This is a genomic window from Legionella anisa (assembly GCF_001467525.1).
GTDB lineage: Bacteria > Pseudomonadota > Gammaproteobacteria > Legionellales > Legionellaceae > Legionella > Legionella anisa.
Genome location: NZ_LNXS01000029.1, coordinates 418854 through 442078 on the forward strand (window position 1 = coordinate 418854; position 23225 = coordinate 442078).

Here is a 23225-nt window from a genome sequence, read left to right on the forward strand (position 1 = left end):
CCGTCATAACCAAAATACAATATAATTTTTATACCTTCGTAAAACGATCCCATAGAGAATAAAACCTAGAAATGAAATTAAAACCACCATATACAAATTAGGTAAATCAATCCAAGTATTCATTAACGGAGCTCTGATTAAATTTAAAAATTGATTCAATGGATTATAATGAATTAACCATTGAAATTCGCTTGGCAATAAATTTGGCAACCACATAATTGGCGTTAAAAAAAACGCAATCTGGATTAAATTATTTACTATTTGACCAAAATCCCTGTACTTCGTGGTAATTACAGCCAACAAAGTCCCCCAAAAAACTGCATTAAGTCCTATGAGAAGAAGACCTGGAATAATCATAACGATTTTAAAACTTATCCCTATATTAAAAAGAAAAATAATCGGGAGATAAACTAATAAGTTATGCGCAAATATAATGATATTTCGCAAAAATAATCTCATTAAAAAGTGAGATACAAAAATCTCTTGATTTTTAATGTAATTCGAAGCTTCAATAAAAGCATTGCTCCCCTCTATAAATAAGTTAGAAAGGAAAGACCAACAAATGATACCCGAGGTTAAATAGGGTAAATAATCTTCAAGTTTTACTTTAAATAAATGGCTATATAAAAAACTCATACTATACACTGTAATAGCCATGTTAATAGTGATCCAAAAAGGACCAATGGAAGAAAATCGATATCTTAATTTGATATCCTGGGTGCCTAACATAAACCAGATAGGCCACTCTACGAAAATAGCTTTCAGTTCTTTATAAATATTATTCGCTTTCAAAATTATTTCTCTGCACTTAACTGTAGATAGCTGTTTTTTAAATACACATTTCGCCATTGAACATATAAAAATAATCGATGTTCATTGATTATTTTTTCCATGGGCCTGGCGTTATTTTTTTCGAAAGACGTCCAATCAAAGCATACGCCCGATACAGCAACATCTTGGGATGTGGAATCCAACCTCTTGCTGACAAGCGTCCAATCAAAGCATAAATACGATACAGTCGCATTTTAAGAGCAATGATAATCGCCCTCCAAGGGCGCCATCCAACGTCCCATCTTGGAAGTAACCACATATCGAGCAGAAAAAATCGCAAAGAAATAAAAAAACCCATGATACCTATCAAGATAAAGCGCATGCAACTTTTAATCAGCATATATCCTTTGTTGTGACCGTCTAGATAATGGTTATATAAATTATTGAGATTTCTTACCGTAGTACTTAATGTAAATCGCTCAAGCATTAAAGTACGGCCTGCCATTCCTAATAATCTAGCTTTGTTTGGATCGTATAGTAAATGCAAAATACCCTTTGCAAGATCATTAGGGTCAGCAACATTTACCTGTATTCCTGTTTTCCCATCGATTACTGTATCTACTAATCCACCAACCCGAGTCACTACCGTGGGGCATTCCATTAAAAGAGCCTCAATCGTTCCACCTAAATTTTCATTTAAAGAAGCTTGAATGGATATATCCAGCTCACGATAAATACTAGGAATATCAGTACGATGCCCTGTAAAAATCACACTTTCTTGCAAACCAAGCTGCTCAACTAAAGACTTCATGGAGCGCATTTCTTCTTCGCCCATTTCTCCCCAGCCTTTACCTATTAAAAGAAATTTAGCGTGCGGGAATTTCTTTAATACAATTTGAGCTGCGTGGATCAGATCTTTATGCCCTTTAATTGCCTTTTCATGCAAAAAAGGAGGGGTCCAGCGATTGGAGCCTAATTTGGGGTAAAAATAAGCAACCATTCCAATTAAAGGAATATCTTTTCCCCAATTGTGCTCTTGCCGTAAATTTGAAGGAAAAATTTTAGCTATATCAAATCGTTTCTCATCTGGCCCGTAATAAATTACGTGAAGCCGCTTCTCTGAAATACCCATATTCAGATACAGTTGCCTTGTAAATTCGCAAGAGGGAATAATTGCTGTATCCATCCACGCGGTTATTTTATCAACCCATTTTGGTGTTTCCGCTTCCAGATGAAATGGTCCTGCAATCATCGAAAAACGCAGAGGTACATCGGCAAGCCAACCTGCAATACGGCCTATTACCATAGAAGGAAAAAGATGGGTTTGTATCACATCAAATCTCATTTGACGCAGAAACCTAACTAACTTAATAATTTTGCCAGGCAAATAAAGAATATCTTTAGGATTCATAAAACCAAAATCCGCATCGTACACAGGAATTGATTCTGCATTGAAGCGTTCTACAAGAGTGCCTGTTTGACCACTTAAAACAACCGAAACCTCAAAATGATACTTATCGCGAAGCTCACGTAGCTGCTCAAAAGCCCAAGTGCCACCTTCTGTAGTAGAAAGTATGTAACAGATTTTTAATTTAGACATTTTAAGTAGCGCTCATAGAAGAATACAAAAACCTAAAACTGATTATTTACCCCGCTTTCGCTTTCAATTCTACATGATTTTCCTTGCAAGTTAAGATTTATTGATCCAAATGATTTGATTTAAAATTTGGAAAGAAAACATCCCCTTATTGACATCAATTCGCTGATCTTCATAATGAGGAGAAATATTTCTGGAGATAACTCATTGTCATATCTACTTAGATGGTCACTCTTTGCTCCTATACCTTCCTGGGTTCAATTTTTTCTCATTGGAACCTTGCTTCTATTTCCGATAAGCTCTGCAGCAAAGAGTGTTTTCCTGGTCCTATCTGTAGGAACTATTTTATTTACACCTGGATTTATATCCGACTTAAAATCTCTTTTTTCTACTCCCTGGTGCAAAGCTTTATTACTTTTATTTTGCATCGCGGTTATTTCTTGTTTATGGAGTCCTGCAAGCTTTGAACAAAAAACACTAGCTATTGAAAAATATAGTAAATTGCTCTACTTACCTATTTTTGTAGTTGGATTCCAAAATGCAACGACCAGACAGCTTAGTATTCATGCTTTTTTAGTCGCCATGATTATTATTTGTAGTGTATCCATGCTCAAATTTCATGGTTATTTACAATTCATTACTACGAATGCAGATAGCATCTTTCGTAATCACATCATGACGAGTTTGATGGTCGCTTTTGCAGCTTATATATCCTTTTTATACAGTTACCGTTATCCAAAACCAGCACGTTTTGCCTATGCTCTGCTCGGCATTATTTTTACTTATCAAGTTTTTTTTGTGAGCGCTAGTCGGACGGGTTATATCATCTATTTATTACTCATGTTCCTTTTAGTCATACAGTTATGTTCTTGGCGACAGGCAATAGTAGGCATTATCCTCATTAGCACATTTTTTTCTGCCAGTTATTTGACAAGCCCTGTGATGAGAGCACGTGTTAACGGTATTGGGCAGCAACTTAAGGAATACCAGAATAATAAACGGGATACGGATATAGGTGTTCGTTTACAGCTTCATGATTATGCCCATCAATTGTTTAATCAACACCCACTATTAGGAAATGGTACAGCCAGTTTTACTTATTATTTTAACAAAGACAGACCCATAAAATTCTGGACATGGAACCTCTTGGAACCCCACAGTCAATACTGGCTGGTAGCGTGCGAATTTGGCTTAGTAGGTTTTGGAGCATTGATGTACTTTTTTTTCTGTTTGATTCAAGCATGCAGAAAATTAGATGAAATGAAGATTCTAGCTTTCGCCATGCTACTCCCCTACATGATAGGAAACTTATCTGATTCATTGTTATTTTATTCAGGATCGGGTTACTTTTTTATTTTCTTTATGGCTATTTTTCTTGGTGAAGAGCTTGAAATCAAAAATGCGAAAAAATATTTGAACTATTATGCAATCCAAAGTTTAAAGCATAAAGAAAAAATTTATGCAGAACTGTAGGTTGGGCCTTGGCCCAACTTACACACATAGGACAAAAAAATTAGGGGGGTCTTACGATACTCCCAACCTACCGAAACAAGCGGTTAAATCAATTTTTAGTGTGCACTGAATGATGCATTTACATGAGGTTAAGAGTCCTATCAATAACAGGTGTATTTCCAAGCTTCATACCGTCGAGGTGTTGAGCAAAAATACCATGGTTGTCATGTAAACCCGTGTTCAATATGGGGAATACAATATGGTCGAAAAAATGGGCTCGTTTTTCAATTTCTTCCCTATATATCGGTGCCACTATTTTTGGATCATTTTTAAATTCCCCACACCCCCAAGCACCTAAAATGACATTACGTTTTCCTTCAAGGATTAAGGTATCGAGTTGGGCCGCAATACGTTGTCGCACATCTGCCCTATAGTGCTCCAGGGTTTCGGGATCCAATGTATGAGGCTCAGAAGAAAGCTCTGGAGCAGCTGATCTTAATTCATAGAATGGAAAAATATCGGATTGGGAAAGAAAAGTATAACTCAGTCCGCTATCAGGTAGCGATTTATTTGATGTAAAGTCATCGAAACCACTGGTGATAAGTTTTACTTCTGGCCCACGGAAACATACCCTGGGTTCTTTGTTAAATAATACTTTATAAACTATAGAGTCTGTTTCTCCTCGGTGTTTTCTTACGGCCTCACGTTCCTCATCGGTCATTTTTAACTTGGCTTCTAACAACTTTCTTGTCGTTTCATTGTAGCGAAATGTCTTAGAGTCTTTATCTAGATAAACGGTTTTGTCCAGTAAAGACTGAGCACAGGTACTTCGATGCCACATATTTTCTTCTTGGGCACTTCCTCCTTCCAAAGCGGCGCCCCCAGGGAAAACTGAATTTGCCATATTAAGCACGGAATAAGGCACACCATGTTTTTGGGTTGCTTCGAGTGTTGCAACCCCCCAATCTTTATGAAGTACTTCAACTGACTTTGGTAAACATATCTTTTTCTTGTTCCATTGACTTAAATTTAATTGTGCCTGTTTTTGTAATTCCATCGCTTTATGCGTATCGGTAACCCAATCTAATGTTTGTGCCATGCTTTTATGCCGCCACCTGCTTCCAGAAATGGAACCTGAAAAGAGATTGGGTTTATGTGCGGCATGGACTTCTTTAATTAATGAAGGGGAGTAGGACCTAAATAATTTTAAAAACATCTTTCTATCCTTAATTGGTACTTATACTCTATTTTCAACCGCGATCCTTCTTAAAAACTTAATGAACTAGTTATTAAGATCTCACTCTAATTTATAGAATACAGTAGGGTACATTCCGTAGGCACAACAGCTTCGAGCGGTATCAGATTAAAATGTTCCTTGTATACAAGATAACACGCTTGATTTTTGTTTTTTTTGATATAAGTTTGAACATGCAACAAGTCAGGTTTTACTTTCTAATAGCAATATTCTAAGCAATTGTATCCTTCTTTTTACTTCTTGACTTAACATTGAATCAGTTGAGTCAAAATCAGTAAACCAGAGTGGTCAAAAAAAGTCAACTTTGTTCGTAGAAAAAAAATGGCGTCAAATCTTGATTCCATTTCTGCATATTAATACAACCGCACGGTTAAAAGTTAACCTTATCTCTGTATTGAAAACGAATATTTATATACCCGTTTCATCGCTCAACAAGAGCGCAGCAAGTTTTATGGCCCAGCTTGGGTCATCGTTATCTTCAATTAACCAGACTGCCATCAAAACCAATCGCACAAACACCCAATCCTTGATTCGTTGGGCATCAAGATTTGATTTATGTGCCAGCAAGTCAATTCGCTCCGCAAATATTTTTTTTACATTAACTGTAGTTGCAAGCTCAGTAATGTACATGAAATCAAAAGCTGCAATTTCAAATTCTGCCTCACCAACTACACCTTTAGGATCAATAGCTAACCATTCATTGCCATGTTTTAGGATGTTGTCATGATGCAAATCACCATGTAGAAAAACAGGTGACTTTATTGACGAGAGCAATTTATTTCTCAAATCAATCGCTCTATTTAATATAGATAGAGGGATTTGTTCCGATGCAGGTGCATCAAGTGCTTTTAGCCAATCCGCAATATGATGATAATTTTGTTTTTTAAGTAAATGCTTATTATGAAGTTTTTGCATGGTCTGCACGTAACAGTCCATCACATAATCGATTTGAGCAGGATATAAGGACTTAAGTGTAAAGCCAGGAATGGCTTGTTGTACTAATAACGCATTATATTTACTGTTATAATCAATAAGCTTAATTGAGCCTTGAGCGTCAAGATTGATCAAAGCCTGTTTTTCATTTTCAATACTTTTTTTGTCATAGCTAATTTTTAAAACGACAGGCTGATCACCCTCTAAAATTGCTTTGGCAACATAATTGAATGTCATATTGGGAACAGGAATTACCTCCCTTAAGTTCCAATAGTCTGTAAGTGTTGTAATAGTAGCTGGCAAATGAGCAAGCCAATGTTCACCCCTTGCCCCATATATATTGGTTATGTTTTGCTTTAGTTTTTTCATTTAAATAATCCCCTGCGCAAAACATAAATTAAATTTGGCAATTAAATCTAAAGATATTTTTCTTACTGTTGTTTAAATGCGCGATGTCACGGGTATATTCGATAAAGTTATTCCCACAATAATGTTTCATCGTTGCTCTCCAGAATCGATAAGCGCCTTCATTACCAGGTATAACCATTACCTCCCAGGTACCAGGAAATTTCTTAAAACATTGCTCTGCAATATATCGGCCAATACCTTTATTTTTGAATTTTCGTACAACAAAAAATTGCGCCATATTAAAGTCAATTCCAGGCTCACTTCCCTTTTTATCCACTATGACAAAACCGGCCAGTTCGTTTTCATAACGTACTACAAATGGGAATGAGTTTTTATCCTCCCAATATTTTTTAAAATCGATGCACTCATACAAACCATCCTCTGGGATTTCCCAGCCTTCTTGGTTACCGAGATATTCACTCATGTCATATACATAAAACCTACCTAGACTTTGAATGGCGGGATAATCTTCTAAAGTCGCAGGAATAAGTTTAATGTTATTGTAATCAATACATGACTTATGAATTTCGTACATTGCTACTTCATTATTCCAGTACTTCGTACGACCTACGTAATTCATTCGTGCTTTTTCCAATACCTTGCGAGAGCGCTCATTGTCCGGATGAATAACGCCAACAAGTTTTTTAACTGGTAAGTGCTCAAATCCCCAATGAATAAGGGCTTTTGCAAGCTCCATACCATAACCTTTATTCCAGGATGTTTTAGCCAACGCATAGCCCACTTCAATATCAGGCTGACTGTCATCATAAGCAAGATAAATTAACCCTGCTCGACCAACAAATATCCCGCTTTCTTTTTCAAATACGCAGCCAAGACTAAAATTATATTTTTCATAGTGCGTCATTGCTTTCTCTAAACCCGTCATTACCTCAGCGTGTGTGCGTACTCCCTGACCAATATATTTCATTACCTCAGCATCGGATTGTAAAGCATATAAATTATTAAAATCTGCCAATACAGGCGCATTAATGATTAAGTTTTTTGTTTCTAAAAAAAGACTCATGGTTCTCACTCAGCAGGTATAGGCAACTTTTAATCCGACATTTTACCGAATACTTTTATCAATTAAAGAGAATGGAGTTATTTCCACAAAATCTTTTCTTCTTTTGGATTGGGGTATTGCCATTTATCAAAGAAATGTAACAAGTTATTAATTCCACGATCTTCTGCTCTTTTTTTAAGAAAATACGCATTGAAAGGAATGAGTACATTGATTGCATCACTATTTAGGATTTTTAACTGTTTAGAAATTAATTTATTAGGTAAAATACTCCAACCTAAACCATATTCTACTAGAGCCTTAATAGCATCCATTGTGTTAATCTCAAGACCTAAATTTAAATTTAATTGATTCTCTTGAAAAAGCGTTTCCACCTTCTCACGAACTGCAGTCCCGCGTTCAGTAAAAATCGCTGGAAAATGTGCCAGATCAGCAAGCGTTGGTTGCTCATTGATTTGCAATAATTCATGATTGGCGTCTACTACCAAATAGTATTTTTCTTCCCATAATTGGATTTTAGTAAATAATTTTGCAGAAAGTTCGCGCTCAGGACAAATGACGAGGTCTACTGTCCCATAGTTTAAACGTTCCTCAATATCATTCTCCCCAATTGTTTTGATATGGAGTTGGACAGGCGAATTTACTGTTTTCAGATAATTTAAAAATTTGGGTAAGATATAATGAGAAACAAATACGGAAGCGCCAATCACTAAGTGATGTTGAAACGCCTGAGCCTCGTTCTTAAATGACATGACCGTATCATTATATGCCGCTAACATTTGCCTTGCATAGGGAATAAAATGGTTCGCGGCATCCGTCAAGGTTATCTTTGAACCATCTACAATAAACAAACGCATACCGAGTTCATTTTCGATTTTTTGCATTCGCTTGTTCATTGCTGACTGAGTAATATGCGCCCTCTTAGCAGCAAGTGTGAACGAGCGGTATTCAATAACTGCAAGAAAAGATTTTATTTCAGTAATATCCATATTTATAACCCTGTGGGGTATATATTCGATTATAGTTCAATAGAGATCTAAGTTCTCAGAAACTTCGTTTGCTAGAACAGGACAATAAGTTATGACTTTAAAGTAATTATCCTCAGGAAAATGTTCACGTCCTGAAGTCATAGAAGAGTATTTTATTCTATCTGTCTCAATTCAAGCTACACTTGTTATATAACCTTATTTAAGGAAGTAGTAAGAATGAGTAGCAAGGCACCCGTTGTAATTGGTGATGTGAAAATCAAACCCGGAGAACGTAAAACTGTTTTATTGCCTATGCCCAAATTATATGACTGGACGCCAATTAGTTTGCCCATTCATGTTATTAATGGCGTGGAGGAAGGGCCTACCTTATGTATTACCGCGGCCATTCATGGCGATGAAATCAATGGTGTTGAGATCATCAGGCGCTTTTTGAAAAAAAAGGGGCTAAAAAATATCATTGGAAATGTCATTGCAATTCCCATTGTTAATGTATACGGTTTTTTATATCAAGAACGATATTTAATGGATCGAAGGGACTTAAACCGATCATTTCCTGGCAGTTCGAATGGATCACTTGCATCCATTCTTGCAGAAATTATTAGCAATCAAATTTTATCCCAATCAACCCACGCTATTGATTTGCACACCGGCTCAAACCATCGTTTTAATTTACCTCAGATCAGAGTAAACCTTGATATGCCAGGCATCGAAGACTTAGCCCGTGCTTTTAACGTGCCAGTGATCCTGCATTCGACCTTTAGAGACGGCTCAATGCGAGAATATGCCAATGAACAAGGTATCCCTATTTTGGTTTATGAAGGAGGCGAATCTTTGCGCTTTGATGAATTCTCAATCAGAACAGGGATTAATGGTATTTTGAGTGTCATGGGGGCATTGGGAATGATTAAACTAAGCGGATACGGAGTAAAAAAATTCACCCCCACTATTTCTAGAAACAGTTATTGGATAAGAGCGCCTATAAGCGGAATCTTAAGACACATTAAAAAATCCGGAAATCGAGTGAGTAAGGGACAAGTGATTGCGGTTATAGCTAATCCAACCAGTACCGAAGAATACAAATTAAAATCACCACTTTCCGGAATTATTATTGGTGAAAATATGTTGCCGCTTGTGCATTCAGGACAGGCTTTGTTTCACATTGCCAGCTTTGAAAAATTGACCGTCGTTGAAGAACAGCTGGAAAACCTGCAAGAAGCCTTTGACCTAAATGACTATGAAGATTAGAGTCTGAATACATTTCGCTAGCTTGAGTCAAAATGACCTGATTTTCGAGCACCGAAGCGCAGCATACATGAAGTATGTGAGCATCGGAGCACAGAAAATCAGGGCAGTTTGGCCAAGATAGTAGAAATGGAGCTTATCAAAAGTAATCAAGCCAAAATCGTAATAATGCGGTTACCGCTTGTGGCGATTCCATGGGCGACATATGGCCAGAATCCTCAATAATTGCTAACTTGGAATCGGGGATATTGTCTGCCAACTCTTCATGAACGGCCAGAGAAAAAACTTTATCTTCGCGCGCATGAATAATTAAAGTAGGCATTGCAAGTGAGGAAAGAAAAGAAAGACATTCACGGCGAGCTAATAGAATTTTTTGTTGGGTGAGGAATATCTGTTGGCCAACATTTAAGAACATAGAAAGCACTTCGTTTTTGACACGGTTATCGTACACATAGAGATCCGCAAGCGTTTCAGCAACAATTTGAAAATTTCCCTGCTCTACTTTTCGTATCATTTCCATTCTTCTTTGATGCTTTTCTTTGGAGTCTTGCTGGGCGGAAGTATTTACTAAACATAATTTCAAAATGCGCTCGGGAGCTTTCCTGGCAAGCTCCAAGGCTAACCATCCCCCCATAGAATGGCCTGCCAGGAAAAATGTGCCTTCAACCGAGTTTAAAACACTTTGAAGTAAATCTTCAGTGGAATTCCCGTGGATGAGGGGGATAATCTGACATTTTACGAGGTCTTGCAAATGATTTATTTGATAAGACCATACTCGATGATCCGATAAAACCCCGGGTAAAAAAACTAATGTTTTTTGCGACACAATACCTCCTCCTAAGAAGAACGCTTTGTAAACCACAAAATTAAGTCATCATCCAGACACACCATAGAACCCGGATCAGCAATTTTATAATCATAGGTGATTCCCAAGCCATTGGGAATATAACCTCGTTGCACATAAAGCCTCTGGGCCTGACCATAATCTGCATACAACCCTACACCGATTCCAAGTACAGGATTTTTTTTAAATGCTTCGGCTTCTGCACAGTCAAGAAGTGCCGTAGCAATTCCTTTATTCCGATAAGGGGGTAAGACATTCAAATCCATAATTTCAGGAATTTTTTGCTCGCTAAATGATGGATAGGATGATTGCCATTTCAAGGTAATATATCCTGCAAAATTCGTTTCATAAAAAGCGACCCAAATGAGTCGTTCCTGGTTTTCTTGTTCCTGCAGATAGTTAGTAAAAGTGGCTCTAGGTTTTGGCCAATTGTAGGCTGAAAACTGCCTCACGATTAAGTCGATGTCCTCTTGATTCATTAAGCGTATATGCATGGGAAGGGAGTTCATTTGTTGTGTCTCGGTATATAGGCAAAAAACATATTGGCATTGATCATTCATAACAGATAATATCAATAAAAAAAGAGAAAAACAGCGGATAAAATCAGAGTCTGTTTACATTCTAATGAAGGTTGTGCGCCTATGTCCAAAAAATCTGTGGATACGTATTTAAGTTTATGTACCCAAGTCTATGATCTGAGTAAACCACTTCCGCCATCAGATGCTTGGAATTTTTATTTAAGTTATGCAAGAGAAACAGATGGGCCTATTTTAGAGCCCATGTGTGGTACAGGGCGTTTTCTTCTTCCTATGCTGAAAGAAGGATTTGCCATCGAGGGGTTTGATGCCAGTCAATCGATGTTGGATGCGCTGCATGCCAAAGCAAAAGCACACCAGCTAAATCCTGTCGTCTGGCATGGGTATCTTGAAGCGCTCAGCCAGGCAAAGCAATATGGATTAATCTTTATTCCTAGTGGTTCGTTTGGCCTGATCGTTGACTTGGCAGCGGTAAAACACGCATTAAAAATGATTTATCATCATTTAAAAGACGATGGTGTTTTTGTATTTGAAACCGAAACCCTAAATGCCGTTCCTAAAGAGTTAGGCATTTGGCGTGGCTCACGTTGGTACCGTGACGATGGGCAAATGATTTTGCTGAGTCAATTGGCCATGCTTGAAGAAACCGTTTGTTACTCCATTGGTAAATACGAGTTAATTGAGGCAAATCAGCTCATAAAAACCGAAATCGAGGAATATAAAATTCGTCTTTATGACGATCCATCTTTTTTATTCGATGTGCTTTATGAAACCGGCTTTAGAGAAATTCGCTTGATTAAAGCATTTGATAGAGCTGCGTCTCCAGGTAAACAGGATGAAACCATTCTCTATGAATGCAGAAAATAACTCAGTGCTTCTTTGGGCGCAAAATTATCTGAATCAACAAGATTATTCCCTGCAAGGACCACTTAAACTCATTCAGAACACAGCATGGGCCAAGGTGTATCAAATAGACACGGCCAAAGGCTATTTGTATTTGAAACAAATACCCGAAGCATTTGCGATTGAGCCTAATTTATTACTCTACCTACGGAGTTTTTTCCCGTCGTTAGTACCTGAAGTACTCAGTAACAATCCCTGTTTACGCTGTTTTCTAATGAGCGATAGAGGCACACCACTTAGAGAAGTTTTTGCAGTTCATTATCAAATTGATTTGGCAAAAGAAGCACTTAAATCTTATGTCCAGATCCAAACAGGTCTTATAAGTCAAATTGATTCTCTGTTGGCACTTGGAATTCCTGATTGGCGTTTGGCGAATCTACCGGATCTCTATTTAAAATTGTTACATGAGTCTGAGTTTTTAAACCATGATGGTTTAACCGCAAATGAAATACATCAACTTATTTCTTTGCATCCCAGGGTTACTGCGCTTTGTCAGCATCTTGCCCAATACTCTATTCCTGAAACAATTGAGCACAGTGATTTTCATGAGAATAATATAGTGTATCAGGCGCAACATCTCACAATTATTGATTGGGGTGAAAGTGTCATTTCTCATCCTTTTTTTTCTCTAATTTCTTTTTTGATGAATATGATGCGTACTCATCACATAAAAGAGCAAAATGAAATTTATAGTATATTACGTGATACTTATTTGCATTACTGGCATGCTTTCGAATCTCAAGAACGATTGCGGGATGCTTTTGCATTAGCAAAACGCTTAAGCCCTATCAAATATTGCTTAAGTTTTTTTCGCTTAACTCAATGCCCGGGATGGTATACTAGCGAACGTCATCATGGACGAATGGCGCAGGTGTTGCGCACATTCCTCCAGGCAGAAACAAAAGCGAAGAAAAACTAATCTTTTCTTTTTATGATGGAGATGCTTCATCTTTTTGAATTCGACAATGCAATAATTTCCAATAACCAAATAGATTGGTTTTTCGAGAATCCAACAACTTTAGTGCTTTGTAATCAAGAATTGAGTGCACAGAAAAATCGGATTTAAAACCTACGAGTTCATTAACACGCGCAAATGTTTTCTCAAAAAAGCGAATTACTGGATGTTCGGAAGCAAAATGGTTCACAAATATAATTTGTGCTGTAGGCTTGGCAACGCGCGTTAACTCCTGAAGAAAAGCATGCACATCAGGAACCACCGAGGCCACATACATGGCAACAATAAAATCAAAACTGTTATCAGGAAACTCTAAATGAGCGGCATCCATAACCTTTAACTGCACCCGCTCTTCCAGTTTATTTTTTACTACCTGCTCTTCTGCCTTTTCCAACATTTTTTCAGAAATATCGATTCCGGTAATCTGCAAATCAGCACGATAAAGCGGCAAAGACAAACCCGTACCAATACCAATTTCAAGTACGGTAGCATGTTGCTTAGCAGCCTTATTAACTATTTCTGTACATAAAGAGCGCCCAGGATTAAAAATGGAACCAAACACAAAATCGTAGAATGAAGCGTAGATATTATAAACTTTTCTTATTGAAGCTACAGACATAAACAAACTCCATGAAATGCTAATAATTTAAAATAAATTGGAAAACAAAGAACGATTAACCTACTGTTTTAGAGTTCTATTTCCAATAATCAAATAATAATCCATGTTCTCCAAACACGGGATCACTTTGGGGTAATCCGGAATTTTTAATTTGCTCATCAACATGCGGATGCTCTTCTGCTTTCCCATAATTCATATCAAAATCAGCATCCCATGGATAAGCGCCAATGCACTTAAAACCCTTAGATAAACTCAGGCTTTTATGCGCCACTCCCGCAGGAATGATCACTACATCTCCCTCCTCAACATCATAAATTTTGCCTTTATCTCCTCCAAATTGGACTGTACCTTTTCCTTCAATCATAACTAATACTTCATGAGTGGTACTGTGATAGTGATGATAGTCGTAAATCGAATCAACCCACGATTTACCCCAATGATTTCGCAATAACAAATCCTGAATAGCGGGTGGAGATTGATTGGTTATGACCAACGTTTGCTTGTAAAGCAATAAGGGATAACGCAAATTATTTGGAAAAAAACCAGTAGGCTGGATTAATTCATGGAGCACTTCTTGTGGGGTTACAGGCTTGACTGTATCCATTTACATCCTTGTTAAGTTTACTTTTTCAATGACCATTTCTATGGAGAAGCAATCACTTAAAATACCTCTCAAGAACAGAGAGGTATTTAGGGTCTGTTTACATTTCTACTATCTTGGCCAAAATGACTTGAGCTAGCCAAATATAAACAGACCCTAGTCGTTCAATTTTTACTAAATTATGATGAGCACGTAGGCGCGGAGGGTTCACTATCCGCACTAACTTCTTTCTTTTGAGGAGCAAAAAAACCAGGCTTTTTTTGTCGTGCTTCTAAAATTCCATCGGCATAACCTGAGTTCGGATGTTGGCTTAGTAGCGCGTCTTGGTAAGCGACACGCTCATCTCCTACATAAGAATTAGGGTCATCGGAAGTAAGTCGACCGTCTGGCGAGGTATAGGCAACTGATATCTGACGTTTGAGGCCTACTGGAATAAATTTCTGCGGCACTTCTGAATTAATTTTTGCTTTACTCATCAATAGTCTCCTCTGATGTTCAGTTGATTCTGCTTTAAAAGTAGGCAACTTTTTGCACAATCATATCAGACCAAACACAATGAAACAATACAATTCAATTTGATCAATAATAAAAATACTGACAAAATAGCATCCAACATATCCAGGTTGCTTTAGTGGCATGTCATTAAAAATTGATTTAAACCATCCCATATTTTTATTAAAAAATAAAATCCAGGAAGTAAGTAAAAATTTATTGGATGCATACGGTTTTAGTTATTTTCAATATTTACGCTGTTTTGCAGATGGTTCGATTAATTGTCTGACGAACAATACAGGCCTCTTTGAATATTTCCAACAAATTGATAATGAACCGGTTGTTTTTTCTTCCTTTGAAAATGAGCATGAAAACAACCATTCATACTGGTTTCTTTGGGATGAGGAATTACCCAGTATGCCGGTGCAAATTGCCCGCGAAAAATTTAATTTGCATAATGGACTCACTTTAGTCCGTCGTAGTAAAAATTATTACGACATGATTGCTGTAGCCCTACCCTATGAGCACCCAAATCCGGGTTCCTTTTATCTCAATAAATTTAAAGCCATCGAGCAATTTATTTTTGATTTTGATCTGCAAAATAAAGATTTAATCCAGGTGCTCAATAAAAACCCTGTCACTTTGCCCGAAGCATATCGTGATGTGAATTATAAAGAGATTTGTCTGACTCAAGGCAGAATTTATGTTACTGGAAAAAACGGAAACACATACCTCACTGCTCAAGAAATAACATGTCTCAGACTCTTGCTACAGGGTGCAACTCACAAACAAATTGCGCAGATACTTGAACTTTCTCCGCGGACCATTGATACCTACATGTTACGTATTAAACAACGCACAGGATTTTCTTCAAGGATGGAAATGGAACGTATGATGTATTTATGCTCGGCATTATAGAACCTTAATTTTAACTCATTTGTCCGTGTTCATTACGGACAGACAGTTTTTTTTCTTCTTTCTATACTTCATCGAACATTTTATTTACTCAGGAGAAGTCCATGAAAGTCCCAGAAAAAAAACCCGCAGAACAACTTTTTAAACAATTTTGTGAGGGATATGAGCAACGGAACTTGCCGTTTTTGCTCAACCTTTTTACTCAAAATACAAATGTTTGGGGCTCTGGACTCGATGAATATCGCGTCGGCTTAACTGAAATGGAAGAGCAACTACGAAGGGATTGGAGCCAATCAGAGCAAGGTAAAATAGAAATAATTCGCTTTGTTCCGACTCCTGATGATGCGTGGTGGGCTGCAGCAGTATGTCATGCACGAATTACCATCGAAGGTGAAGAACATTTATTTGAACATTTGCGTGGCACGTTAACCATCGAAAGAGAGGAGGGAGTCTGGAAGATTGCGCACATGCACTGTTCTTTCCCTGATTACAGAAACACCGAAAATAGCTCTTTTCCCGTAGGAAATGGATAACAAAAGTTCAGGTAGCTCCGCAGCAAGTAAGTAGCCTGGTTGCTTGCAACTGAATCGTCTACACATCGCTGAAAAACCAGTCCAGATCTATTCCGACGTCCCGCGGCTTGTCCGCAGGATCCAGGAGATTTTCGCTAAAACACTGGACCCCGCGGTCAAGCCCTGAGAGTTCCTCACAAAATTTAACCAGGAAACCTATTCTATAGTTTACGGTGATATTTAAAAGGCTGTCATCCCTGCGTAGGCAGGGATCCATTTACAATGTACGCGGGAAAAACAAATTAAAAAAGGAAAAAATTGAGTAAAACAATCCTCCATGGCTTAATTTGTGCGATGAACTATTTTTGATGGATGGATCCCTGCCTACGCAGGGATGACGGGCAACAAATGACATTCTACCTGGTTAAATTTTGTGAGGAACTCTCAGGGTCAAGCCGCGGGGCGTAGGCAGAGATGTGATCAAGAGACAGTTGCAAGCAACCAGGCTACGCCTCATTCTTGAATTTATTCAAGATATAAAGCTCCTTTTACTTATTTATTCATTACATCCGTTAAGTACTTTATCGCTTCGGTCTGCTTTCAATTTGTGATCCAATTCACTTTTTCTATCTAATATAAGGCCTTAAGTAAGTCACTTTTTTGGCTTTTTTACGAGAAAACAAAAAATTTACAAATTGTCTATACTTATTCTGTCCTGTTAATAAAAGTGACGGCTGGTTTCATATTCCTATAAAGAACGAATGAAATTGTGTTTTTAAACTTCAACCATGAGGACTAGTAAAATGGATCTAAGTAAACGTATAGAACCAAAAACCTGGGCTTTCGTTGAAAAAATCAAGAAAGCGGGTGGTAAACCAATTTATGATCTTCCAGTAAAAGAAGGTAGGGCCATTTTTGACAAATTACAAGAATTACCCAGAGGAAAAGAAAAAACTGATGTGGATATTGAAGATCGTACTATTCAACACGCTAAAGGTAAACTAGACCTTCGCATTGTTCGTCCCAAAGGCGCAAAAGAAAAACTACCGGTAGTCATGTTCTATCATGGCGCGGGTTGGGTTTTTGGTGATTGGCAAACTCATGGTCGTCTTGTTCGTGAGCTTGCTGTAGGTGCTCATGCAGCGATCATATTTGTCAATTACTCTTTGGCTCCAGAGGCGCAATACCCAACTCAAATTGAAGAAGATTATACTGCATTGAAATACATTGCAGAGCATGGTAAAGAATTGAACCTCGATTCTTCTCGTTTAGCAGTTGCTGGCGATAGCGTTGGCGGAAACATGGCAGCAGTCATGACCCTCCTTGCCAAAAAGCGTGGCGGTCCCAAAATTGATTATCAAGTACTTATTTACCCTGTGACTGATGCCAATTTTGAAAATGCTTCTTATAAAGAGTTCGCTGACGGCCCCTGGTTAACCAAAAAAGCAATGCAATGGTTTTGGGACAATTATTTACCTGACAAAGCAAAAAGAAAAGAAATAACTGCCTGTCCTTTGCAAGCGACGATTGATGAACTCAAAGGATTACCACCTGCACTGGTGATCAACGGTGAGTGTGATGTATTGCGCGATGAAGGCGAAGCCTACGAACACAAGCTTAATGCAGCAGGTGTGCCGGTCACCGGACTTCGTCATCACGGCACAATTCATGATTTTCTTATGCTAAATGATCTTGCTGATACCCCAGCATGTCGTAATGCAATCGAGACAATCAGCGCTCATTTGCGTATGGTTTTTGCCAAGAAGCACTAGCTCAATTTGTTGCAAATCGATACATGTAGCCTGGGTGAAGCGAAGCATAACCCAGGTTACGGCTTCGCCTGCACCCAGGCTACATTACTATGATGATCGAGATTAAGATAATTCGAAATTCGATATCGCATTTTTGCTTTCAGATCCTCTTTTTTTTATTCCTGTAAACAAAGGCTCCTGATATCCTCCTGGAATACCATTTTTGGAAAAAACAATTTGCCATAACTGGTTCGAACGTGAACGAAAAGTGCCTGCACATGCTAATAAATAATAGCGCCACATCCGATAAAACCGCTGATCGTATTGCTGTTTTAAATATTCCCAATTTTGTTCAAAATGCTCATTCCACGCCATTAAAGTATGATCATAATATGCCCCGAAGTTAGCCCAGTTTTCCATAATAAATAATCCTTCCGAGGCTTGGCTGATTTGTTCCATGGAGGGAATCATACCGTTAGGAAAAATATATTTGTTAATCCAGGGATCTGCTGCTTTTGTAGTTATATTTCCACCAATAGTATGTAGCAGAAATAAACCATTGCCTTTGAGGGAGTCACGAACTTTTTGCATGTAAGTGCGATAGTTTCGATATCCCACATGCTCGAACATCCCTAAAGAAACGACGCAATCAAATTGTTCATGAATATCGCGATAATCCTGAAAGCGAATTTCTATAGGTAAACCAGCACAATTTTGTTTTGCATAGTCAAACTGTTCTTTGGATATAGTGATTCCAACAACACTGACTCCATAATGTTCCGCAGCATATTTTGCAAAAGCACCAAAACCACAACCGATATCCAATATGTGCATCCCTGGCTCAAGTTTTAATTTCTGGCAGCTTAACTCCAATTTATTTAATTGCGCAGTGTCCAGATCATTTGCATTTTTCCAATAGCCACACGTGTAATTCATGCGACTATCGAGCATGGATTTAAATAATTCATTTCCCAGGTCATAGTGTTTTCTACCCACTTCCAGAGCACGCTTTTTCGATTGGCGGTTAATCAGTTTGAGCCAAATTAATTTCGGCCATATCCACTTATTGGATTTAACTTTTTGGTCAAGTTGGGCCTGGAGAATGCGGGTAAAAAATTGGTCGAGGCTTTTACAGTCCCACCATCCATCCATGTAGGACTCACCAAGTGCTATGGAACCCTCATTAAAAACGCGCTGATAGAATTCTTCATTATTAATTTGAATGTCCCAATCTTCATTTCCATTGGGAGTAATTCCTGCTGATTGCAAAAGGTCCGTTACAATTTTTTTTATCTGCTGATTCATGAATAGACTCTTCCCTTTGAACTACACAATTCAAGAATGTATTAAGTGAGTAATTTTTAACGGATCATCTTACTCAACTTATCCTGTAAAAAAATAAATACTGCAAACAACAAAATCATTAATACACTATATTTTCCATACATCACAATAAAGCAAGAGAATACATCCCTAAAGTAAAAATTCGTGTCTATTGTGAACGATTATAAACAAAAATACCCTGAATAAAACCTATTCATTCGACTCATTTCATCTTACAAAAAAATTCCCTTTGGGGGCAAATTGCTTCGTTGCCATTAGGGTCTGTTTACACCAGCTTGAGCCAAAATGGCCTGATTTTCGAGTGCCGAAGCGCGCATACATAAGGTATGTGAGCATAGCAGCGCAGAAAATCAGGACAGTTTGGCCAAGAGAGTAGAAATGGAAACAGACCCTAGACTTTATTAATAACCACTCGCAGTGCTTGCAACTTTAAAGTAGTACTGTGAATGAATTCTTCACTTTCAATAAGCTGTCTTTTATAAAAGGCAATCTCATCTTCTCGTATCGATGGATTAATGCTTTTTAAAGCTTCAAGCCGATTCACCTCATGAGTAATGCTCTCTTTCATCTGGTTTGTAGCGTGTTTGATGATCTCTTGCAATTGTCCTTCCGCTACTTTTTTGCTCTGCGTTAACATGGTCTCAAGATCAGCATCTATCTGCTGAATAATTGGATAACCTAAATGACGTTTAACAGGCTCACACATTTGATTCAATTGTTTGTAGTCCAAAATGCTGGAAAGATTCTTTCCAGAAACATCCATAAGCACACGAATCGGAGTGAGCGGCAAGAAACGATCTAATTGCAAATTTTTTGGTGCGGCACAAAGTGCAGTAAAGAATGATTCCAAAAATAATGTTCCAGGCTTAATGCTTTTTATAGAAATTGTAGCCAAAGTCGCATTTCCCAACTCGGAATCCAGGATCATTTCCATACATTCGCTGACCATAGGATGTTCCCAGCTTAAGAACTCAACATCTTCACGCACCAGTGCTTTAGGACGGGAATAGGTCACAGTAACACCGTCTTCTTTTAACCCTGGGAAATGACTTATTTTCATGTGCTCCGTTGGGCGCAATATTTCCGTAGCTTCAGAATGGTACTCATGGTCAATACCGTACTCTTGAAATACTTGCGCCATATAATTTTCCAATTCCAAAAAATTTTCCTCTGCCTCTATGGCAGCAATTAATGCCTCCGCTTGAGGTGCATTACAGGAATTTAATTCCAACAACCGATCTCGACCTTCATGAAGTGCCTGATTAATCTGTTCCGCACGTACCTTTGTTTCTAAAATTAGTTTATCGAGCTCTCCCTTTTTTGTATCGACTGCATCAAGAATTGGCAGTAATTCATTTTCAAATTCTTCATAAAGTGTAAAGCCAATAGAGCAACTCCTGGTAAATAAATTAATCCCCTCGTGATACCACCGAAACAACTTCTCTTGTACGGTATTCAACAGATAAGGAACATAAATTTCAATAGGATGTCGCTGACCTATGCGATCGAGTCGACCAATACGTTGCTCTAGCAAATCAGGATTTAAGGGTAAATCAAACAATACCAAATGATGAGCAAATTGAAAGTTTCGGCCTTCGCTCCCTATTTCAGAGCAAACGAGCACTTGGGCACCATTTTCTTGTTCCGCAAAATAAGCTGCAGAGCGATCACGTTCAATAATTGATAACCCCTCATGAAACGAGGTGCTGCGAATTCCTCTCTTTAATTTTAAATGCTGATCTAAAGCAATCGCTGTATTTGCCTTGGCACAAATAATAAGAACTTTTTTGGGGTGCAGTTCATTAATTTTATTGACTAACCAAGCCACTCGAGGATCATTTTCAAGCCATATCTCTTTATTCAAGAGTTGTTCCGGATAAAGCTTCCTTTGACCTTTTTGTTCCTCCATAGAAGAATAAATCTCGGGACACTCCAAAGGACAGGGATGCACGTGTCGCTCAGGAAAGCCTTGAATCGCTGCACGGGTATTGCGAAATAGAACGCGTCCCGTTCCGTGTCGATCCAATAGATCTTTAATGATCTGCTTCATGCTCAAACCTGTTATCTTGCCCAAATAAGCTTCCAACTGAGCCTTATGTTCCGCCCTCAAGGCATCAGTCGATGTTTGTTCCTCATAAGCCATCAATTCTTGCACGAGTTTATTGATGTTTTGGTACCCTTCTTCCTCTTTTTTAAATGCAGAAAAATTATAAAATCGTGAGGGGTCAAGCAATCTTAAGCGCGCAAAATGGCTGACAATTCCTGCTTGCTCTGGTGTCGCAGTCAAAAGCAATAAACCTTTACTTTGCTTCGCCAATTCTTCAATGCATTCATACTCAGGACTCTTTTCTTCTTCGGACCAATGTAAGTGATGTGCTTCATCGACAACAAGCAAATCCCACTGACTACTCATCGCCTGTTGGCATGCTTTTTCATTTTCCATTAGAAAATCCAAACTGCATAAAACCAATTGCTCGTTTTCAAAAAGATTCTCTTGAGATGTTCCGAGCTGCAACCCTTCTTCTTCATCTAATTCGTACAAAAGTTCATAGCGTTCTGCATCGATGATTGAGAAATACAAATTAAAACGTCGAATCATCTCAACAAGCCATTGATGAATCAATGTTTGCGGGACCACAATCAATATTCGCTGCGCACGGCCGGTACCTAACTGATAATGAATAATCATGCCTGCTTCTATGGTCTTGCCAAGCCCTACTTCATCTGCAAGCAAAACTCTTGGAGCATGGCGTTGTGCTACCTCACTGGCTATGTACACTTGATGCTTAAGATGACTGGTTCGTGAACCCAATAATCCTCTAACTCCAGATTGCTGTAATCTGCTGGCATGATGCAAGGTATCTATGCGCAATTTAAACGTATTGAGCTTATCAAGCAAACCACTAAAGAGCCTCTGTTCTGGGGTATTTAGCTTGATAAAACAATCCAGGGAAAGCTCACTGATCTGCAACTCATTACCTGCTTCATCTACTCCTGTATAAAAAAACAACCCTTGGCGCTCTTCAACATGGACAACACACATTTTTTGTTGGTTTGATGTCGTTATTTCTTCACCTTCTTTATAAACGATGCGGCTCAGTGGAGCACTGTCTATAGAGTAAATGCGTTCCTCGTCGGCAGCGGGGAAACTCAAGCTCACCTGCCTGCCATTCAAATCAATAATGATCCCTAAACCGAGGTGTGTTTCCGTGTTACTTATCCAGCGTTGGCCAATACTAAAAGTCATAAAAAACCATTTGTTTGTTAAGTGCCACTAAAATAATCAAAAAATTAAATAAACACAACTTGACTTGTAGCCTTTTTTTAAATAGCATGGCTCGAATTTAAACAACCCTAGGGGTGTCACTATGGAATCAAAATTTAACAGAGATAGAAGAGAAGATGAAGGATATGACGAGTATGGATATGACGAACCAACACGACATCAATCACGTAAAACAGAAGAGCAATCCGAAGGCTCACTTTGGGATTTAGTTTTTGGAACTCCCGAACAAAAAACAATGATGTGGCAGGGTGTAAAAAAAGAACTGGGTGAGAGTTTTGAATCTGCAAAAAGTTTTGTGCCTGGCTTCTTCGCTCCCTATACAAGTAAAAAAGAATTTGGCCTTGTCGCAGCAACTCCATTAGGCTTGCCTTTAGCTTCTGGTCTCGTTACATGTGGTGCAGCATTGACTGCCGCTGGGGCTGCATTGACTGCTCTTGGAAGTTTAGTTTTTGCCGCGGGTTATAGTTTAGATGGTTTACGCAAGGGTCACGAAGCGTCAAAAGAAAAAGCACATGATGCACTCATGGTTGCTGCGAAAGCAGGTATTATTGCTGCTGTGTGCGCTGTAGTTACCGTTGCAGCTGCCCTCTTAACCATTATAACTGGTCCAATAGCTTTTGCTTATTTGACGACTCGTTCGCTTGCAACCGGTTTTGCTAAAGTAAGCGAGCTCGCTTCTTCTTGTAGTTCTAAAGAGGAACATGACTCCGGTTATACTGGCCCTACTTATTTGTAAGTAGATTGATTTAGTTGGGCTAAAAAAGCCCAACTAATCGACCCAACGAATTTTTTCGCACTC

21 protein-coding genes are annotated in these 23225 nt (G+C 38.4%); 8 read left to right on the forward strand and 13 right to left on the reverse strand.

Translation table 11 applies throughout. The annotated features are described in order from the left end of the window. Positions 1-3: 3 nt before the first annotated feature. On the reverse strand, positions 4-792 hold the full coding sequence (locus Lani_RS11015; protein WP_160163601.1) for an ABC transporter permease: 789 nt from the start codon (positions 790-792) through the stop codon (positions 4-6). 88 nt (positions 793-880) lie between these two features. Next, on the reverse strand, positions 881-2371 hold the full coding sequence (locus Lani_RS11020) for a glycosyltransferase family 4 protein (RefSeq protein WP_019232615.1): 1491 nt from the start codon (positions 2369-2371) through the stop codon (positions 881-883). A 204-nt stretch (positions 2372-2575) separates the two neighbouring features. Between Lani_RS11020 and Lani_RS11025 the strand changes: the two genes are divergently transcribed. Next, positions 2576-3841: an O-antigen ligase family protein gene (locus tag Lani_RS11025; RefSeq protein ID WP_019232616.1), complete on the forward strand. Its 1266-nt coding sequence runs from the start codon at positions 2576-2578 to the stop codon at positions 3839-3841. A 118-nt stretch (positions 3842-3959) separates the two neighbouring features. On the opposite strand, the gene Lani_RS11030 is transcribed toward Lani_RS11025, so the two are convergent. The 4 genes from Lani_RS11030 to Lani_RS11045 all read right to left on the reverse strand — a co-directional run bounded on the left by Lani_RS11030 (position 3960) and on the right by Lani_RS11045 (position 8426). After that, the gene (locus Lani_RS11030; RefSeq protein ID WP_019232617.1) at positions 3960-5036 is read right to left on the reverse strand and encodes a poly(ADP-ribose) glycohydrolase domain-containing protein; all 1077 of its coding nucleotides are present in this window, start codon (positions 5034-5036) and stop codon (positions 3960-3962) included. Between the two features lie 447 nt (positions 5037-5483). Further along, positions 5484-6377, reverse strand: coding sequence for an aminoglycoside phosphotransferase family protein (locus tag Lani_RS11035; protein ID WP_019232618.1), 894 nt, complete (start codon positions 6375-6377; stop codon positions 5484-5486). 28 nt (positions 6378-6405) lie between these two features. After that, on the reverse strand, positions 6406-7440 hold the full coding sequence (locus tag Lani_RS11040) for a GNAT family N-acetyltransferase (protein ID WP_019232619.1): 1035 nt from the start codon (positions 7438-7440) through the stop codon (positions 6406-6408). Between the two features lie 77 nt (positions 7441-7517). Continuing rightward, the gene (locus tag Lani_RS11045) at positions 7518-8426 is read right to left on the reverse strand and encodes a LysR family transcriptional regulator (RefSeq protein WP_019232620.1); all 909 of its coding nucleotides are present in this window, start codon (positions 8424-8426) and stop codon (positions 7518-7520) included. 216 nt (positions 8427-8642) lie between these two features. Here Lani_RS11045 and Lani_RS11050 point away from each other — a divergent pair, with 216 nt between their 5' ends. Further along, on the forward strand, positions 8643-9671 hold the full coding sequence (locus Lani_RS11050; protein WP_019232621.1) for a succinylglutamate desuccinylase/aspartoacylase family protein: 1029 nt from the start codon (positions 8643-8645) through the stop codon (positions 9669-9671). 136 nt (positions 9672-9807) lie between these two features. Here the strand turns inward: Lani_RS11050 and Lani_RS11055 are convergent, their stop codons facing one another. Next, positions 9808-10494 carry an alpha/beta fold hydrolase gene (locus Lani_RS11055; protein WP_019232622.1) on the reverse strand — a complete coding sequence of 229 codons (687 nt, stop codon included), beginning with the start codon at positions 10492-10494 and terminating at the stop codon, positions 9808-9810. Between the two features lie 11 nt (positions 10495-10505). Continuing rightward, entirely contained in the window at positions 10506-11072 is a 567-nt protein-coding gene (locus Lani_RS11060) for a GNAT family N-acetyltransferase (RefSeq protein ID WP_223499547.1), read from the reverse strand. A gap of 81 nt (positions 11073-11153) precedes the next feature. Here Lani_RS11060 and Lani_RS11065 point away from each other — a divergent pair, with 81 nt between their 5' ends. Together Lani_RS11065 and Lani_RS11070 are read left to right on the forward strand one after the other, a co-directional pair. Further along, positions 11154-11915: a class I SAM-dependent methyltransferase gene (locus Lani_RS11065; protein WP_019232624.1), complete on the forward strand. Its 762-nt coding sequence runs from the start codon at positions 11154-11156 to the stop codon at positions 11913-11915. After that, a complete protein-coding gene (locus Lani_RS11070) occupies positions 11884-12870 on the forward strand; it encodes a phosphotransferase (RefSeq protein WP_081595144.1) in 987 nt (328 codons plus the stop codon). The genes Lani_RS11065 and Lani_RS11070 overlap by 32 nt, the downstream gene beginning before the upstream one ends. A gap of 10 nt (positions 12871-12880) precedes the next feature. Here Lani_RS11070 and pmtA read toward each other — a convergent pair whose 3' ends face one another. From pmtA to Lani_RS11085, 3 genes are all read right to left on the reverse strand, one after another. Beyond that, positions 12881-13525, reverse strand: coding sequence for a phospholipid N-methyltransferase PmtA (pmtA, locus tag Lani_RS11075; RefSeq protein WP_019232626.1), 645 nt, complete (start codon positions 13523-13525; stop codon positions 12881-12883). A gap of 76 nt (positions 13526-13601) precedes the next feature. Continuing rightward, a complete protein-coding gene (locus Lani_RS11080; protein ID WP_019232627.1) occupies positions 13602-14129 on the reverse strand; it encodes a cupin domain-containing protein in 528 nt (175 codons plus the stop codon). Positions 14130-14305: 176 nt separating this feature from the next. After that, positions 14306-14602 carry a hypothetical protein gene (locus Lani_RS11085; RefSeq protein WP_019232628.1) on the reverse strand — a complete coding sequence of 99 codons (297 nt, stop codon included), beginning with the start codon at positions 14600-14602 and terminating at the stop codon, positions 14306-14308. A 160-nt stretch (positions 14603-14762) separates the two neighbouring features. On the opposite strand from Lani_RS11085, the gene Lani_RS11090 reads away from it, so the two are divergent. From Lani_RS11090 to Lani_RS11100, 3 genes are all read left to right on the forward strand, one after another. Next, a complete protein-coding gene (locus Lani_RS11090; RefSeq protein WP_019232629.1) occupies positions 14763-15536 on the forward strand; it encodes a helix-turn-helix domain-containing protein in 774 nt (257 codons plus the stop codon). 101 nt (positions 15537-15637) lie between these two features. Continuing rightward, the gene (locus Lani_RS19535) at positions 15638-16066 is read left to right on the forward strand and encodes a nuclear transport factor 2 family protein (RefSeq protein WP_019232630.1); all 429 of its coding nucleotides are present in this window, start codon (positions 15638-15640) and stop codon (positions 16064-16066) included. Positions 16067-16848: 782 nt separating this feature from the next. Then, positions 16849-17817 (forward strand): alpha/beta hydrolase, encoded by a 969-nt coding sequence (locus Lani_RS11100; protein ID WP_019232631.1) that lies wholly within the window; start codon positions 16849-16851, stop codon positions 17815-17817. Between the two features lie 102 nt (positions 17818-17919). Here Lani_RS11100 and cfa read toward each other — a convergent pair whose 3' ends face one another. Continuing rightward, positions 17920-19101, reverse strand: a complete 1182-nt coding sequence (gene cfa / locus Lani_RS11105; protein ID WP_019232632.1) for a cyclopropane fatty acyl phospholipid synthase — start codon at positions 19099-19101, stop codon at positions 17920-17922. A gap of 430 nt (positions 19102-19531) precedes the next feature. Continuing rightward, positions 19532-22387: an RNA polymerase-associated protein RapA gene (rapA, locus tag Lani_RS11110; protein ID WP_019232633.1), complete on the reverse strand. Its 2856-nt coding sequence runs from the start codon at positions 22385-22387 to the stop codon at positions 19532-19534. A 121-nt stretch (positions 22388-22508) separates the two neighbouring features. Here rapA and Lani_RS11115 point away from each other — a divergent pair, with 121 nt between their 5' ends. Next, positions 22509-23162 (forward strand): hypothetical protein, encoded by a 654-nt coding sequence (locus Lani_RS11115; RefSeq protein ID WP_019232634.1) that lies wholly within the window; start codon positions 22509-22511, stop codon positions 23160-23162. Positions 23163-23225 lie beyond the last annotated feature (63 nt).